General features: G+C 31.1%; 12 protein-coding genes. 10 read left to right on the top strand and 2 right to left on the bottom strand.

Going from position 1 to position 17,647, the window contains the following annotated elements:
• Positions 1-242 precede the first annotated feature (242 nt).
• From eno to O9267_RS07010, 5 genes are all read left to right on the top strand, one after another.
• Positions 243-1,532: a phosphopyruvate hydratase gene (gene eno / locus O9267_RS07030; protein WP_298177540.1), complete on the top strand. Its 1,290-nt coding sequence runs from the start codon at positions 243-245 to the stop codon at positions 1,530-1,532.
• 347 nt (positions 1,533-1,879) lie between these two features.
• Positions 1,880-2,587, top strand: coding sequence for a T9SS type A sorting domain-containing protein (locus O9267_RS07025; protein ID WP_298177539.1), 708 nt, complete (start codon positions 1,880-1,882; stop codon positions 2,585-2,587).
• A 188-nt stretch (positions 2,588-2,775) separates the two neighbouring features.
• Positions 2,776-4,746: a tetratricopeptide repeat protein gene (locus tag O9267_RS07020; RefSeq protein ID WP_298177537.1), complete on the top strand. Its 1,971-nt coding sequence runs from the start codon at positions 2,776-2,778 to the stop codon at positions 4,744-4,746.
• Positions 4,747-4,765: 19 nt separating this feature from the next.
• Positions 4,766-5,533 carry a LytTR family DNA-binding domain-containing protein gene (locus O9267_RS07015; protein ID WP_298177535.1) on the top strand — a complete coding sequence of 256 codons (768 nt, stop codon included), beginning with the start codon at positions 4,766-4,768 and terminating at the stop codon, positions 5,531-5,533.
• Positions 5,534-5,588: 55 nt separating this feature from the next.
• Positions 5,589-7,529: a T9SS type A sorting domain-containing protein gene (locus O9267_RS07010; RefSeq protein ID WP_298177533.1), complete on the top strand. Its 1,941-nt coding sequence runs from the start codon at positions 5,589-5,591 to the stop codon at positions 7,527-7,529.
• An 82-nt stretch (positions 7,530-7,611) separates the two neighbouring features.
• Here O9267_RS07010 and O9267_RS07005 read toward each other — a convergent pair whose 3' ends face one another.
• Positions 7,612-9,798, bottom strand: coding sequence for a tetratricopeptide repeat protein (locus tag O9267_RS07005; protein ID WP_298177531.1), 2,187 nt, complete (start codon positions 9,796-9,798; stop codon positions 7,612-7,614).
• 333 nt (positions 9,799-10,131) lie between these two features.
• On the opposite strand from O9267_RS07005, the gene O9267_RS07000 reads away from it, so the two are divergent.
• From O9267_RS07000 to ctlX, 5 genes are all read left to right on the top strand, one after another.
• The gene (locus O9267_RS07000) at positions 10,132-11,415 is read left to right on the top strand and encodes a citrate synthase (RefSeq protein WP_298177529.1); all 1,284 of its coding nucleotides are present in this window, start codon (positions 10,132-10,134) and stop codon (positions 11,413-11,415) included.
• Between the two features lie 141 nt (positions 11,416-11,556).
• Positions 11,557-13,176 (top strand): hypothetical protein, encoded by a 1,620-nt coding sequence (locus O9267_RS06995; protein ID WP_298177526.1) that lies wholly within the window; start codon positions 11,557-11,559, stop codon positions 13,174-13,176.
• Positions 13,177-13,196: 20 nt separating this feature from the next.
• Positions 13,197-14,897 (top strand): 3-coathanger stack domain-containing protein, encoded by a 1,701-nt coding sequence (locus tag O9267_RS06990; protein WP_298177524.1) that lies wholly within the window; start codon positions 13,197-13,199, stop codon positions 14,895-14,897.
• Positions 14,898-14,977: 80 nt separating this feature from the next.
• Positions 14,978-15,892 (top strand): arginine deiminase family protein, encoded by a 915-nt coding sequence (locus O9267_RS06985; protein ID WP_298177522.1) that lies wholly within the window; start codon positions 14,978-14,980, stop codon positions 15,890-15,892.
• 77 nt (positions 15,893-15,969) lie between these two features.
• Entirely contained in the window at positions 15,970-16,908 is a 939-nt protein-coding gene (gene ctlX / locus O9267_RS06980; protein WP_298177520.1) for a citrulline utilization hydrolase CtlX, read from the top strand.
• 81 nt (positions 16,909-16,989) lie between these two features.
• Here ctlX and O9267_RS06975 read toward each other — a convergent pair whose 3' ends face one another.
• Complete coding sequence (locus O9267_RS06975; RefSeq protein WP_298177518.1) at positions 16,990-17,625, bottom strand: MarC family NAAT transporter; 636 nt, start codon at positions 17,623-17,625, stop codon at positions 16,990-16,992.
• Positions 17,626-17,647 lie beyond the last annotated feature (22 nt).

Here is a 17,647-nt window from a genome sequence, read left to right as displayed (position 1 = left end):
GTGGAAATCCTTAGGTTGCGGTTTTCGCAAAACGAAAACCGCAACCTAAGATTGGAACGTACAGCAGGAATATGGATAACTAATAAATCCCAAGCCATCCGCTTCAAATTATACCATAATGACAATTACTAAAACGATTGCGTTTATAAGTTTTTTAATTGTAATGATTTAGAGTGTTTTAGATTGTTTAAATTTGTGGTATTGACAAAAAAGTGAATTAAAAATTAATAAAATCATAACTAATGAGTATTATAATCAAAGTACACGCAAGACAAATATTGGATTCAAGAGGAAATCCAACAATTGAAGTAGATGTAGTTACAGAAAATGGCGTTTTAGGACGTGCAGCTGTGCCAAGTGGAGCATCAACTGGAGAACACGAAGCAGTAGAATTACGTGATGGTGGAAAAGCTTACATGGGAAAAGGTGTTCTAAAAGCAGTTGACAATGTAAACACAAAAATCGCTCCTGAATTACTTGGAACTTCTGTTTTTGAGCAAAATCTTATCGATAAGATTATGATTGATTTAGACGGAACTGCTAACAAAGGAAACCTTGGAGCTAATGCTATCTTAGGCGTTTCTTTAGCTGCTGCAAAAGCTGCTGCAAATGAATTAGGGTTGCCATTATATCGTTACGTTGGTGGTGTTTCTGCTAATACTTTACCAGTTCCAATGATGAATATCATCAATGGTGGTTCGCACTCTGATGCTCCGATTGCTTTTCAAGAGTTTATGATTATGCCTGTAAAAGCAACTTCATTTACTCATGCAATGCAAATGGGAACTGAAATTTTCCACAACTTGAAAAAAGTTTTACACGATAGAGATTTATCAACAGCAGTTGGTGACGAAGGTGGTTTTGCGCCTAACTTAGCTGGTGGAACTGAAGACGCCTTAGATACTATCAAAAAAGCAGTTGAAAATGCGGGTTACAAATTTGGTGATGAAGTAATGATTGCTTTAGATTGCGCTGCTTCTGAATTTTATGTTGACGGAAAATACGACTACACAAAATTTGAAGGCCCATCTGGAAAAATCAGAACTTCAAAAGAGCAAGCTGAATATATGGCTGAATTAGCAGCGAAATATCCAATTATTTCTATTGAAGATGGAATGCAAGAAAACGATTGGGATGGTTGGAAATATTTAACCGAATTAATTGGCGATAAAGTACAATTAGTTGGTGATGATTTATTTGTAACAAACGTAGAGCGTTTAGCAACTGGAATTGAAAAAGGAATTGCCAATTCAATTTTAGTAAAAGTAAACCAAATAGGAACTTTAACCGAAACAATTGCGGCTGTAAATATGGCTAAAAATGCAGGTTACACATCTGTAATGTCACACCGTTCTGGAGAAACAGAAGATAATACTATTGCTGATTTAGCGGTAGCATTAAACTGTGGTCAAATCAAAACGGGTTCTGCTTCACGTTCTGATAGAATGGCGAAATACAATCAATTGTTAAGAATTGAAGAAGAATTGGGTGATACAGCTTATTTTCCTGGATTGAAGGCTTTTAAGCAATAGTATTTTGTTTAGTATATAAGAATTGTAAATTTATAAAATTGTCATTTCGGCTTAAAAAAATAACATTAGCTTAGTTGTTATGTATCTTTTTGCTGAAATGGCATTTTTTTGTTTATATCATTATGTATTTATATTGAAAATATAAGTATTTTCATATTTTATTATTAATAACATAATAAAAATTCTTTTGTTCTGATTAAATTTTTATTTTTTTTGTAATTTATTTGAATGTTTAATATTTATTTATGTTAATTATTTGTTAATAAACAATAAACAATAAACAATAGTATTGTAAGATAATTAACCAAATAAATTTAACCAAAATGAAAAAAATTATTTTATCTTTAGTGGTAGCTATCGCATCTTTAGCTGGAACACAACAATCTATGGCGCAATCAGAAAGCCGTCTTACCTGCCTTTCTGGAAACAAAGTTGCACCCTCTAAAATTGGGGAGTATTTGGATTATGAGTTAAAATTTGAAAATTCAGAGAATGACATAACCGTTAAGCTTTCTATTGATCAAAATCAGTTTGATATTTCAACTTTGGTTATTTTAAGTTCTTGTTATGATTCTGAAATTACTACCTCTAACAGTAATCCTTTAATACTTTTAAAACCGCATAGATGTTGCGCGAGAGGTTTGCCATGTTGTACTCAGCCCGGAGGTTCAGGAGGTATTTTATTCCGAGTAAAAACGAAAACTGATGTGGAAGTTGGCGATCTGTTACTTTTGAATGCCACTATCAAGATGGATAATTCGTTAGTAATAAAACAAACTAATATAGAGCAAACGGTTTTTACAAACGGTACTTCAGCTTTGGTTGATTCATCTATTACAGCCTATCCAATTCCTGCGGACTCAAACCTAACAGTTACTTGTAACTCAGTAATTAGATCGGTTGATTTACTTAATGAGCAAAACCAAATTATGGAAACTATTTTTGCCGATGAGCCTTCTAAATCTTTTGATATTTCTACTAAACTTGATGGAGTTTATTATGTTAGAGTAACGTCTGACAATGGACAGAAAGTAATTCGTATCGTTAAACAGTAAGTTGCTAATTTGTTATTCAGTTAGCAACGGCGAACAAGAATTTCAAACTCCATCAAAGTTTTAAACTTTGATGGAGTTTTTTTATTTTTTTGATGTTAAAAAATCGAATTCTCGACCAAACCTATCGAATTCTAATTTATATAGGCTTTTTTAAATGGAAAGTTTACTTTTGTTTTGAATAATAGCCTATGAAGTCAAAATTACTTTTAGTTTTTCTTTTTTCTTTTACTTTGCTTGTCACTGCACAAAACAAAGTCATTGATAGTTTGACTATTCAATTAAAAAACACTAAAAGTGATATTGTAAAAGCTAAAACGCTTAATGCAATCGCCGATGAATATAAAACAAGCAATGCAAAGTTGATGCTTGAATATGCTAAAAAAGCATTGCTGCTTTCCAAAAAGATTGGTTTTAAAATAGAAGAAGGAAATGCCTACCATCATATTGGAAATGCTAATATCATTTTAGGTAATTATGCTATAGCACTTGATAATTTTTCTAAAGAGCAGGCTGTTTTTGAAAATGAAATGCCAATTGGTTCTGATCAAAAGATAAATGAAATAAAAGATGGATTAGCACGTGCTTATGGTAGTATTGGTTTTGTATTTATGGAGCAAAGTAATTATGCAAAAGCATTAGAGTATTTTTTTAAAGCTCAAAAAATTTATGAGCAAACAAAAAATAATAAAAAACTTTTAATAGCTTATAATAATATAGGTGTTACTTATAAATCTCAAGGAGAATACTTTAAAGCATTGGTTTATTATGAAAAATGTTTAAGTATACAAGAAAAACTCAATGACAAAAATATTGGTATTACTACTAGCAATATTGGCTTAGTTTATTATAATCTAAAAAATCTAGTGAAAGCAATGGAATATTTTGATAAATCCAATGTTTTTTTTAAAAAGTATCCTGATACAAGAGGATTAGCGGAATTAAATTATAATATTGGACTATATTATAAAGAAAAAAAGATTATAGATAAAGCTATTGAGTTTAATAATAAAGCATTAATTGGGTTTACTAGTATTGGAAATAAATTTGGAGTTGCCAATGCTTATGCAAGTTTGGGAGCTTTGTTTCTCGAACAAAAGAAATACGATAAAGCTTTAGAGTTTACAAACAAAGGGTTGGATTTAGCTAAAGAAATTAAATCAATGGGTAAAATTTATGCATTTGAAAAAACATTGAGCGAAATATATGAAAAGCAAGGAAATACATATGAAGCATTAAAGCATTATAAATTGTATAGTGTTGCTAAAGATAGCGTTGCCAATGCCGAAACAGTTAAAAATACCATACGCGCCGAAATGAATTTTGAGTTTGATAGAAAAGAAATGCTTCAAAAAGAGCAAGAAGCAAAAAGAGAAATTGTTTTTAGAGAGCAAGCAAAATCAAATAAAATTAAAATAATTTTTTCTGTTTTATTAGCACTTTTTGCCTCTGGAATTGCTTTCTTGGTTTACAATAGAACACAACTTAAAAAGACATTAACGCTCGAAAAAGAATTAGCAATTTACGAACAAAAGGCATTACACTTGCAAATGAATCCGCACTTTATATTTAACTGTTTGGGTTCAATTTCAAGTTTTATTGTAAAAAATAGTACCGATGCTGCTATTAAATATTTGGCTAAATTTTCTAAGTTAATGCGATTAACACTCGAATATTCAAAAGAGTCTTTAATACCAATTGATAAGGAAATTGAAGGTTTGCAAAATTATCTTGAATTAGAACAGTTGCGTTTTAATAATTCTTTTCAATTCAAAATTAATAAATGCAAAGAAATTGAAGATGATGTTGCTTTGCCACCTTTGTTATTACAGCCGTTTGTAGAAAATGCAATTATTCACGGAATAAACCCCAAAGTAAATACTGGGCTTATAACGTTGGATTTTTATATTCAAAATAATAGCTTGATATGTATTATTACCGATAATGGTATGGGTATAAATCAATCTAAAGCAATGAAAGAAAATTTGGTTTCAATGCATAAATCAATGGCATTGGATATTACGAAGAAAAGATTGCAAATGGTAGAAGATTCAACCGATCAAGAGGCAAGAGTAACTATTGAAGAGATTGAAGAAAAAGGAGAAATAAAAGGAACAAAAGTAACGGTAGTTTTACCATTACAATATTTGTCAGTAATTTAAAAATATAAGAAAAAAAGATATGATAACAGCTGTACTCATAGATGATGATGTTAATCTTAGAGAAGGAATGAAAGGATTACTAGCATTATATGCTCCCGATATCAAAATTATTGGCGAAGCAGATAGTGTAGCAAGTGGTGTTAATACATTGACGAAAATAGATCCTCAAGTGGTTTTTTTAGATATTCAGATGAATGACGGAACTGGATTTGACATGCTTGAAAAACTTTCTGAAATAAATGGAAAAGTAACTTCACATATAGTTTTTATAACTGCTTACGAACATTATGCAATAAAAGCATTTCGATTTAGTGCTTTAGATTTTTTGCTTAAACCGGTTAGTCCTGACGATTTAGAAAAAGTAATTGATAAGATTAGAAATGTCTTAGAAAAAGATAATGACTATTCACACATCGATTTACTTTTAGAAAACATCAGAAAAAAAGCAGATAATTTCAAACGAATTGCATTGTCAAATTCTGACGGTATCCATCTTTTAGATATTAGCGATATTATAAGATGTGAAAGTGATGATAATTACACTAAGTTTTTTATAAAAAATAGAAAACCTATTCTGATTTCTAAAACATTAAAAGAATATGAAGAACTATTAACGGAACATGATTTTGTCAGAATTCATCAATCGCATTTGATTAATCTGGCTTATGTAAAGTCGTATGTAAAAAAAGATAATGGTTTTGTTCTTATGAATGATGATAGTCAACTACCTATTTCTCAGAGAAAAAGAGAACAATTACAAGATGTTTTATTAAGAAAATTAAATTAAAAAGTATATTTTTGCACCAATAAACAACCCCAAGTTTAACCAAACCTACAAGAAAATGAAAAATATTACCTTCCTACTACTGATTTTATTTTCAGGCATAGCCAGCAGTCAGACAATTCTATTTGACGGCAACAGTTTTAAAAACAAGTTGTTACAGTCAAGTGTGGGCAATTCTATTGCTAAAAATTCTTTAGACGAGAATATAAAAATTGATGCGAACAATGATTTTCAGATTTCGCAACAAGAAGCTATACTTGTTTACAAGCTTGATGTATCGCAATCGTCAATAACTAATTTAGTTGGTCTTGAATATTTTACTAATCTTAGAGAGTTAGAATGTGACCAAAATGATTTTGAAACAATTGATGTATCTACATTAATTCACTTGACATTATTAAAAGTTGAAAATAATAATAACTTACTTTCTATTTATGCCAAAAATGGTATTAATGAAGGATTGAATATTGGAGGTAATACTCCCAACTTGGTATATATATGTGCTGATGAAGGGGAAGTAGAGTCTTTAATCGACGAAGGACCAGGTAGTCCTAATTACATTGTGGATTCTTATTGTTCGTATGCGCCAGGAGGTTCTTTCAATAAAATTTCTGGAAAGATTCTTTTTGATGCGGCAAGCAATGGTATTGATGCAACAGATATTCCACAGGCCAACATAAAATTAGTGTGTACATTTGGAAGTGATAAATTGCAGACTGTTACCAATTCACTAGGAGAATTTATTTTAAATACTAAGGAAACGGGTGTTTTTAATTTTGAACCAGTTTTTGAACATTCAGAATGGTTTTCATTTACTGCGCCTACTTCAACTACTAGCTTCTTAAATACAAATGATAATGTTTTTAACTATGATTTTGTAGTAACTCCAATTGGTCAACATTTTGATGTAGAGGTAGTAATGTTGCCAATTGTGCTTCCGGCTGAAGGGTCATTAACACTTCCTACTTATGAAATAATGTACAGAAATAAAGGGAATCAAACACAGAGCGGTCAAGTTACGTTTTCGTATAATTCTTCATTGTTTAATTCTGTTAGCCCAGAGTTACCATCCAACACTGTTGTGTCTAACCAAAGTGCTGGTTTGTTAACACTTGGTTATACCGATTTGAAACCTTTTGAAAGTAGAGTAGTAAGAGTAAGTTTGCAACCAGCAGTATCTTTTACTAATGGACAGTCGCTACAATTTTCTACCACAATTAATCCTGATGGTGAAGAGCCAAGTACACAGATTGATAATAATTTTGTATTAAATCAAACAATTTCAAATACAAATGACGCTTGCTGGATAAAATGTATGGAAGGTGCGAGTTTACCATCTACAGATATTGGTGAGTACTTGAATTATGTTATAAATATAGAAAACGAAGCTACGGCAAATGCAAATTATGCTGTTGCAAAAATGGTTATTGATACAGCTAAGTTTGATATAAATTCGCTGCAAATTCTTAGCTCTTTTCTTAGCAATCCCTCAGCGCCGATTGAATATAACAAAGCATTAGTTCAAGTTCAAAACAACGTAGCTATGTTCCATTTAAGAAGTAGTATGCAAGGTGGAGAACCTGGTGGTTCAGGTGGAATTTTGTTTAAAATCAAAACACTTGATAATCTTCCTGTTGGGTCAACTGTGTCAAATAACACCAAAATATCATTTGATTATGATTATACCGTTGATACAATTCCATTAATCGTTACAACAAACACAGCTAATACAACCTTTCAAACCTTGAGTGTTTCAATAAATACGATTGATAAGTCAATTTCAATTTACCCTAATCCAGCCAATTCAATCGTTACTGTTGCTAGTGATGGTGTCATTCAATTAATTCAGTTGTATGATGTATATGGAAGATTATTAGAAACAAATATAACATCTGCCGAAAAAGCAAGTGTTGATGTTTCTCAAAGAGCTGCAGGAACTTATTTCTTAAAAATAACTTCTGATAAAGGACAAAAAGTGGAGAAAATTATAAAGAAATAAACTGGAAATGAATTAACTTTTTAACCACTAGTTTGCAATAAAATGTAAATTAGTGGTTTTTATTTTGTTAAAGCTTTTGTTATTAGGATCTTAGCGCGATTTTTAATTTATCAATTTCTAATGGTTTCAATAAAAAATCATTAAAGTAGCTGTTATAATCGTTATTGTCTTTAGCGGCAATATCAGCTGTTAAACCAAATATAGGAGTTTCTTTATTTAAGTTTTCGAGCGTTCTAATGTTTTTTGCAGCCTGATAACCATCCAAAATAGGCATGTGAATATCCATTAAAATATAGTCGTACTTGGTAGTTTGCGATTTTTCTGTGGCAATTAATCCGTTGATTGCATGATCGGTAATGATTTCCCATTTCGACAAAAGTTTTTTAGCAATCATAGCATTTATAGCATTGTCTTCAACAAGTAATACTTTTATGCCTTTAATCTCACTAAGAAAATTTATTTGACTATTGAGTTCAATGTTTTCTGATTTTTTTAATTTCAATTCAAAAGAAAAAATAGAACCTTTTCCAAATATACTTTGAATGTTTATTTCACTTTCATGAAGTTCAATCAATTTTTTTGTAATTGACAAACCCAATCCTGTGCCGTCTTTTTTACGGGTAATTCCATTTTTTAACTGAGAAAAACTTTCAAAAACTTGATTTATGTTTTCTTTTTCAATTCCAACTCCAGTATCTGAAACCTTAAACAATACAATGTCTTGGTCACTAGCTTGTTCCAAAACTTTCACTTCTAATTTAACACTACCAATATCAGTGAATTTTATTGAATTGCCAACTAGATTTCCTAAAATCTGAGTGATTTTTGTTTCGTCTATTAAATAATATTCAAAAAGAGTAGGATCAATTTTTAGTTTAAATTCTATTCCTTTTTCATTAGCTTGTATTTGGTATGTGTTCCAAAAACTTTCTAAAAATAATCTGATTTTACTTGATTGAATATCCAAACTCATTTTTCCTAAATCGAGTTTTGTAAAATCTAAAATGTCATTTATAATTTGCATTAAATGGTTGCAAGAAAATTTCAAAGAATCAATTAGAACTCTATCTTCATGATGCGGATTTTCACTAAGCATTGAAGCAATTGTTGTAACTGCATTCAAAGGCGTTCTAATCTCATGACTCATTGTTGACAAAAATTCTTGTCTAACTCTTGCAGCTTGTTCTGTTTTATTGCTTTTGGCTATGATTTTTGTTTTTTCTTGTTGAAACTCTGCCTCTTTTTGCATGGCTTGCATTCTAACAAGCAAATCGTAGTTTTCTATTATTTTGAAATTTTGAACATTAAGTACACTTTCTTTTTCCTTCAAATATAGTTCTAAATACTCTAGTGCTTTTGTATGGTCGTTTTCAATTTTGTAAATAGAATAAAATAGATGAAGAAATTTAATCTTTATAATTGAAATATTATATAAATCACAAATTTCTAGTCCGGTTTTCAAGTGTTCTTTAGCTAGATCAATTTGGTCTGTTTCAAAATATAATTTAGCTAATTTGTTATGAGTCATAGCTAATCCTAGCTTTTCTCCCATTTCATTATGAATGCTAATTGCTTGCTTGAAATTAGCTTCAGCTTCTGTATATTTTTTTTCTGCAAGATTCACTTTTCCTCTTCCGTATATGGCAAAAGCTAAACCTCTAATATCTTGCGTTTTTTGTTTGTAGGCTATTGATTTTTCAATTGTTTCTCTAGCTAAATCAATATTCCCATTTCTTATATAGATGCCAGATAGATTATTGTAGGCATTAGATTCAAGATTTAAATCATTTACTTTTTTAGCGGCTTTTATAGCATTTTTATAAGATTGAATTGACTTTTGTTCATCACCAGTAAAGTCATAAACAGTTCCTAATGATTTTTCGCATCTGGAAATATTATGAAAGTCATTTTCTTTTTTGTAAATTATAAGTGCATCTATTAGATAGACAACACCCATCTGAAAATTATTTGTTTTATAATAAAAGCCCGCTATGTTGTATTTTGCATCAGCAACTCCTTTTTCATCATTGAATTTCTCAAATAAATGAATGCTTTTTTGCGACAAATTATAGGACTCATCATATTTTCCTAAAATCATATAATAAAGAGATAGTTGCGAAAGTGCTCTTGCCTTTAAATGTTCAAAATTACCATCATTGCATAATACTAATGCTTCTTTAGTTAATTCAATACTAAAGTCAAGATTACTAATCCTGGCAGTGTATGATTTTTCTAAAAGGGTGTTAATTTGGGCTTTAATTTCCTGCATTAGTAGATTTGGGATAAATGCTTTTTTTTAATAAATTGTTAATAAAATACAATATTCATTCTTTTTCTTACAAGCTAAAGGTTGTTTTGTCAATTCAAAAGTAAGAAAAAAATAATTGCTTTCAAAATCAGTTACTTACTTTAGAGCAAATTATCTGTTTTTATTTTGTTTTTTCAATGTTAAATCAGGCTCTCGTTTTAATATTGTATATTAATTTTGCAATAATTATCAAATTATTAACGAAATGCTATCTGATTTTGTTTTTTAATTAAAATGTAATTTCATAGCTTTGTTAAATTATTAATTTATCAGATTTATTTCCAAATTTATATCATGTCAAAAACAGCAATATTAGAATACGACGGCAAAAAATATGAGTTTCCTGTTATTGTAGGAAGCGAAAACGAACCAGCAATAGATATCCAAAAATTACGTGACCTTACAGGCGCTATTACACTTGATCCAGGATACAAAAACTCAGGTTCATGTAAGAGTGATATCACTTTTCTAGATGGTGAAGAGGGAATTCTTCGTTATAGAGGGTATGCTATTGAAGATTTAGCTGAAAAAGCTGATTTTCTAGAAGTTTCTTATTTAGTGATTTTTGGTGAATTGCCAACAAAAGAGCAATTAATTCAATTTGAAACCGATATTAGAAAATACACTTTGGTAAACGAAGAAATGAAAAATATCATTGACGGTTTTCCAAAAACAGCGCATCCAATGGGTGTTTTGTCTTCGTTAACTTCTGCGTTAACAGCATTTAACCCAAAAGTTGTAAATGTTGAAAATGAAAAAGAAATGTATGAAGCCGTTTGTAAAACAATGGGTAAATTCCTTGTTATTGCTACTTGGACATACAGAAAAATCATGGGTTATCCTTTGAATTACTATGATAATACTAAAGGATATGTTGAAAATTTTATGCACTTAATGTTTGAATTGCCAACTGGACCTTATACTCAAAACCAAGTTGTAATTGATGCTTTGGATAAACTATTTATTCTTCATGCTGATCACGAGCAAAACTGCTCTACTTCAACAGTTAGAATAGTAGGGTCTTCTCATGCGGGATTATTTGCTTCAATTTCTGCTGGTGTTTCTGCTCTTTGGGGACCATTGCATGGTGGAGCTAACCAAGCTGTACTTGAAATGCTAGAAGAAATTCAAAAAGATGGTGGTGATGCTGACAAATTTATGGCTAAGGCTAAAGATAAAGATGATCCATTCCGTTTGATGGGATTTGGACATAGAGTATATAAAAACTTCGACCCAAGAGCAAAAATCATTAAAAAAGCAGCCGATGAAGTGTTAAGAACTTTGGGCGTTGATGATCCAATTCTTCAAATTGCTAAAAAATTAGAAGAAGCGGCTTTAGTAGATGAATACTTTGTATCAAGAAAATTATATCCAAATGTTGACTTCTATTCAGGTATCATCTACCGTGCATTAGGAATCCCAACAGATATGTTTACAGTTCTTTTCGCAATCGGACGTTTACCAGGATGGATAGCACAATGGAAAGAAATGCGTGTAAACAAAGAACCAATCGGAAGACCAAGACAAGTTTACACTGGTCATCCATTGAGAGATTTTGTTCCTGTGGATAAAAGATAAAATACTAATTTTCAGTATTTAAAATTAAAAAACTCTGCCGTTTGTCAGAGTTTTTTTGTTTTTAATCGGTTTTAATGTTAAAATTGATTTTTCTTACATTTTTTTTGTTAAATTTAAGCATCTAACTTAAAAAATAAAATTATGAGAACAAGAAAATTCTTTTTATTAATGTTGATTATGCTTTTTTGTTTAACAAACGATGTGTTTTCACAAAATAATGTTGTATATGGTCCAAATTTAAGTTCGCCAGGTGCTAGTAATGTTATACTAGGAGCTTCAACGAACACTACCGCTAACAATTTCGTTTTTCCTGGTCTAAATATTCGTGAGAATGTATTTATTGGGGCTCATTCAGGGGCTAGTACGACTATAAATGGTGGTGGTGGAAATTCAGCAGTGGGTAATTTATTTGCAGGAGCTCGTTCGGGTAATGGAAATACTTTAGGGAGTTGGAATGTATATTTGGGATATGGTGCTGGTGAAAATTCCTCAATCGGTATTAGTAATGTTACGGTTGGACAATATAGTGGTTATGCAAATCAAGGTAGTAACAATACCTTTATAGGAAATCAAAGCGGTAGAGGTTTGCAATTTCCAACGACTCCAACTACAGGAGATAATAATACTTTTTTGGGTAAAGGAACTGGTTCAAATTTAACTGGTGGAAGTGGTAATTTGTTTTTAGGAGTTGATTCAGGTCAGAGCATAACCACAGGCAGCAATAATATTTTAGTGGGATCATATACGAGTGCACCAACACCTACAACCAATAATTTTTTAAATATAGGTAATATTTTATATGGTAAAACTAATAGTGGGATGATTGGTATAGGTACAAATAATCCTAACAATACATTAGATGTTTCAGGAAGAGCAACTATTGGAGTTGGTTATACAGTATCAGTTGCACCTACAAATGGTTTACTTGTGCAAGGTAACATTGGTATTGGTACAACATTGCCAGGTAATAAAGTTGAGATTAATAGTGGAGTGACTGGGACTACTGCTGGAACTTCTGGCTTGCGTTTTTCTAATTTAAAAAGCACTAATACCAATTTGCAAGCAACAAATGGAAGAGTTTTAACAGTTAACTCAACTGGAGATGTTGTACTTACAACTGATGTAGGTTCAGGTGGATCAACATTAATAACTGGCGGAACTAATGTCACTGTTACAGGAACTGGAGTAACAGGAAATCCGTATATTATCAATTCAATAGCAACAGCATGTAATTTGTATACTTGTGATGGTTCAATTGTAACTATTCCAACTAATGTATCTAACCCAATTCCTGGTGTTAGAACAGTTAAATTGGGTAATAATAATTTAATTTTTAGTTCAAACGGCAGTATGTCAGGTAATGGAAGAGTTTATATTGGGGATACAGCTTTGTTCCCAGCTATAACTGCAACAAGTAATTATCGACTTCTTGTAGAAGGCGGAATTTTAACCGAAAAAGTTAAAGTTGCTTTGAGAAGTTCTACTAACTGGGCTGATTATGTTTTTGCTTCAGATTATGAATTGAAACCATTAAAAGAAGTAGAAACTTATATTAAAGAAAACAAACATTTACCTGGTATTTCTTCTGCTAATGAACTTGCAAAAGAAGGTTTAGACATAGCAGACATGCAAGCCAAGCAAATGGAAAAAATTGAAGAATTGACTTTATATGCTATTGAACAACAAAAACAATTGGATAAGCAAGTCAAAGAATTAGATGAGTTAAAGAAACAAGTGAAATTATTACTTGAAAAAAAATAATATAAGTTAAATTTTAAATTATGAAAAATTTATTTATAATTATCTTATTTCTTTTTTCTAAAGTTATATTTTCTCAAGATTTGCAGAATGCAAAATGGACTTTTCCAAATAATTACGGATTAGATTTCATGACACCAACTCCGCAAGGATTTATAACAAATCTTCCTAGTACTGGTTTTTATACCAATCCTGCATCTGTATCAGATCAACAAGGAAATTTATTGTTCTATACAGATGGAATTTCTGTTATTGACAAAAACAATAATATAATGTTAAATGGAAATGGTTTATTAGGCCATGGAAATATTTATTCCCAAAACGTTATTATCATTCCAAATCCTTCTGATATCAATAAATTTTTTATTGTTACTATTTCTTTAGATCAATTATTTATAATAAATGATGTTCCAACACAAAGACATGGACTAAGGTATTCCGAAGTTGATATGACAAATGGAACAGGAATTGTTATAGCAGCAACCAAAAACACTGCATTACCTGATAATAACAATGTTCTTATTAATGATAACTATCCTATTAATTATGGTAAAATTACATCTGCAAAACATAGTAATGGTATTGACTATTGGTTAATTGCGGAGATTGGTTCACAAATATTTACGTACCTAGTAACCGATAATGATATAATTTATAACGATACTTACAATTCGCCATTGCCCCCATTGCTATATTTAACATTTGATATAAACAATGCAAATGGACATTTTACTTCAAGTATACAAGGGCCTATTAAAATTTCTGAAAATAATGATAAGATATTGATTGGATACTCAAGTGTAAATACCGCATCACAAATTGGTGCCTTATATGTAGGTCTTTTTAATAATACCACTGGCGCATTATCTAATTTTGAAGAAGTTTATCAGCCCCAAACAATTGATGGTGAAGTATTTACACTAAATGGTGCTGAATTCTCATATGATGGGAATACAATCCATAGAGTGACGGATGAAGGATTATACTCATCATCCATTATCTTTGATGGATCTAAATGGGAAGAAGGGTCTTTATCATATCAGAATATGTTTTCACGTTGTTTACAAAGAGGAATTGATCATAAAATATATTTTCCTATTTCTAGTTATCTTAATCTTGGAGTTATAAACAATCCTGATTCTAGTCCTTATGATATATCATTATTTAATATTGGGGCATCAACACCACCAAAAACACTTCCTCCATGGGTTCAATGGCAGTCTTGCCACAGATATTTAATAACTTCTAATCCTATAACTACATCAATAAATGAAGAAAGAAATAATTGGATTAAAACTACTAATCTAATTAATACTTCAACTACAGTAATCTATCATGCAGGAGATTTTGTTGAGCTTAATCCTGGGTTTGAAACACAAAATGCATCTAAGTTTACTGCATATATTCAAGGTTGTACCGATAATACAGATTTTGTATATAAAAATCAAATTGACAAAAACCTTGGAGATAGTGAAAAAGTTATTGATAGAAGTTTAATAATATATCCTAATCCTTCATCAAAACTAATAGGGCTAGAGCTGAAAAACTCAACTTTCAATAAAGTACTTATTACTTCAATTGACGGCAAAACAGTATTGGATAAGAGCATTGAAAACAGCGAATCTTTCCAAGTTGATGTGAGTAATTATGCTAATGGAATTTACATTGTTAATGTAATTGATAAAGATGGTCAAGTTTATAATCAGAAACTCATCAAAAACTAATTTAATAAATACTTATAAACAAAAGCTTCGTTAATCAACGGAGCTTTTTTATATTTGTACAAATGCCAAAAGCAAATTATATGTTACAATTAAATGTAAAAAACGAAACTTCAAGATTAAGAGCCGTTGTATTAGGTTCCGCAATAAATAACGGACCAACGCCAACAGCAGACGAAGCTTACGATCCAAAATCATTAGAACACATTCTCGCAGGAACATATCCAGTTGAAGAAGATATGGTTAACGAAATGGAAGCGTTCAACAAAGTATTTCAAAAATATGATGTGAAAGTCTTTCGTCCTGAAATGATTGAAAATTATAATCAAATTTTTACTCGTGATATTGGTTTTGTAATCGACGATGTTTTTATAAAAGCAAACATTCTTCCTGACAGAAACCGTGAATTGGATGCAATTCAATATGTAATTGACCAAATGAATCCTGCTAAAGTCGTTCGTCCGCCCGATGATGTGCACATTGAAGGTGGTGATGTAATGCTTTGGAATGACTATATTTTTATAGGAACATACAAAGGTTCTGACTATAAAGATTATATCACCGCAAGGACTAATATGCAAGGAGTTCAATACATCAAAAATTTGTTTCCAAACAAAATTGTAAAAGAATTTGACTTGGTGAAATCTAAATTAGAAGCTCGAGATAATGCATTGCACCTTGACTGCTGCTTTCAACCAGTAGGAACAAACAAAGGAATCATCTATAAAAGCGGTTTCCGTGAAGAAGCAGATTACGTTTATTTAGTAAAATTATTCGGAAAAGAAAATCTGTTTCATATCACACGAGACGAAATGTATAATATGAATTCCAATGTGTTTTCAATTGCACCAGATGTTGTAGTTTCTGAGAAAAACTTCACAAGATTAAACAATTGGCTAAGAGAACAAGGTTTTACAGTAGAAGAAATTCCATATGCTGAAATAGCAAAACAAGAAGGACTATTAAGATGTTCGACATTGCCTTTAATAAGAGATTAAAAAAATTTGTTTCAAGTTTAATGTTTCAAGTTGGAAAACCTGAAACCTAAAACCTGAAACTTTAAACAAACTATAAAATGAAACAAACTACAAACTCCATATTAATGATTCGTCCAGTAGCGTTTAGAATGAACGAACAAACGGCGGTAAACAATTATTATCAAAAAGTCCTTGACGGATTAACTCCTGCGAATGTCAACGAAAAAGCGCAACAAGAGTTTGATACTTTCGTAAACAAATTAAGAATGGTCGGAATCGATGTTACTGTTGTTGACGATACTTTAGATCCAGACACGCCAGACAGTATTTTTCCAAATAATTGGATTTCTTTTCACGAAAATGGTGATGTGGTTTTATATCCAATGTTTGCCGAAAACCGTCGTGCCGAAAGACGTGAAGATATTTTAGATGTTTTGGAAGCCAAAGGTTATGAAATAAGCGACGGAATTATGGATTATACTTCTGCTGAGGAAGACGGATTTTACCTTGAAGGAACAGGAAGTATTGTGCTTGACAGAGAAAACGGAAAAGCATATTGTGCACTTTCTCCAAGAGCAGATGAAGAATTATTCATTGAATTTTGCGAAGATTTTGATCTAAATCCAATCATATTTGAAGCATTTCAAACCGTTGATGGCGAAAGAAAGCTAATCTATCATACAAATGTTATGATGTGCATTGGGGATACATTTGCCGTAATTTGTGCCGATTGTATAGATGATAAAAAAGAACGCAAAATGGTTCTTGACAGTCTTCGTTCTGACGAAAAAGAAATCATTCTAATTACCGAAGATCAAATGAACAATTTCGCAGGTAATATGTTAGAGTTACAAGGTTCAGACGAAAGAAGATACTTAATCATGAGTTCATCAGCTTACAATGCTTTAACCAAAAAGCAAATCGCCCAATTAGAAGAACACATCACAATTCTACATTCAAGCCTAGATACCATTGAAGCATGCGGTGGCGGAAGTGCAAGATGCATGATGGCAGAAGTTTTTCTTCCAAGAAAATAAATTTATAAATTCTAATATTATAAATTCCAATTTCCAACTGTAATCATATTGGAATTTGGAATTTTTTTATTGGAATTTCACTTATATTCCTCTAATAATACTCAAAACTGCACTAATAATATATTGAATACCAATTGCAACCGTCAAGAAACCAACGATTCTAGAAATTGCCACAATTCCTGATGCTCCCAAATATTTAGCCAAATAATGAGCACTTCTCAATACCAAAAATATTAGAATAGAAACCACGAAAATAGCAAGTGTAGAAGACAAAATTTCAGGAGTAGTTTTATGATCTTGATTAAATGCTATTAATAAGGAAATCGAACCAGGTCCAGCTAACATTGGCATGGCAAGCGGTGTTAAAGCAATAGAGGTTCTACTTTGTAAATCTTCTTCCACTTCTTTGCTAATCCCTTTTCTCTTCTTCGGATTGGCATTTAGTAAACCAAATCCTGAACTTGCAATCAAAATTCCACCAGCAATTCTAAGTGCCGAAATCGTAATTCCGAAAAAACTCAAAACATATTCACCAACAAAAAACGAAATTATCAATATAATACAAACGTTAATTGCCGCCATCAAAGAAACACGAGAACGTTCTACTTTAGTATAATCTTGTGTTAAACCCACAAAAAACGGAATCGCACCAATCGGATTCAATACCGAAAACAGCGCACCAAGCAAAACAAAAAAAGTGTTCAAGAAAATATCCATTCTTTGAAAAGTTTAAATTTTC

The organism is Flavobacterium sp. (assembly GCF_027531705.1).
In the GTDB taxonomy this organism is placed as follows: Bacteria; Bacteroidota; Bacteroidia; order Flavobacteriales; family Flavobacteriaceae; genus Flavobacterium.
Note: the sequence above shows the minus strand (reverse complement) of the source record. Positions and strands in the feature narration are given on the sequence as shown.

Excerpts from the sequence above, each read along its gene's own strand:
- eno (WP_298177540.1), top strand. The coding sequence starts at position 243 with ATGAGTATTATAATCAAAGTACACGCAAGACAAATATTGGATTCAAGA.
- O9267_RS07020 (WP_298177537.1), top strand. The coding sequence starts at position 2,776 with ATGAAGTCAAAATTACTTTTAGTTTTTCTTTTTTCTTTTACTTTGCTT.
- O9267_RS07015 (WP_298177535.1), top strand. The coding sequence starts at position 4,766 with ATGATAACAGCTGTACTCATAGATGATGATGTTAATCTTAGAGAAGGA.
- O9267_RS07010 (WP_298177533.1), top strand. The coding sequence starts at position 5,589 with ATGAAAAATATTACCTTCCTACTACTGATTTTATTTTCAGGCATAGCC.
- O9267_RS07005 (WP_298177531.1), bottom strand. The coding sequence starts at position 9,798 with ATGCAGGAAATTAAAGCCCAAATTAACACCCTTTTAGAAAAATCATAC.
- O9267_RS07000 (WP_298177529.1), top strand. The coding sequence starts at position 10,132 with ATGTCAAAAACAGCAATATTAGAATACGACGGCAAAAAATATGAGTTT.
- O9267_RS06995 (WP_298177526.1), top strand. The coding sequence starts at position 11,557 with ATGAGAACAAGAAAATTCTTTTTATTAATGTTGATTATGCTTTTTTGT.
- O9267_RS06990 (WP_298177524.1), top strand. The coding sequence starts at position 13,197 with ATGAAAAATTTATTTATAATTATCTTATTTCTTTTTTCTAAAGTTATA.
- O9267_RS06985 (WP_298177522.1), top strand. The coding sequence starts at position 14,978 with ATGTTACAATTAAATGTAAAAAACGAAACTTCAAGATTAAGAGCCGTT.
- ctlX (WP_298177520.1), top strand. The coding sequence starts at position 15,970 with ATGAAACAAACTACAAACTCCATATTAATGATTCGTCCAGTAGCGTTT.
- O9267_RS06975 (WP_298177518.1), bottom strand. The coding sequence starts at position 17,625 with ATGGATATTTTCTTGAACACTTTTTTTGTTTTGCTTGGTGCGCTGTTT.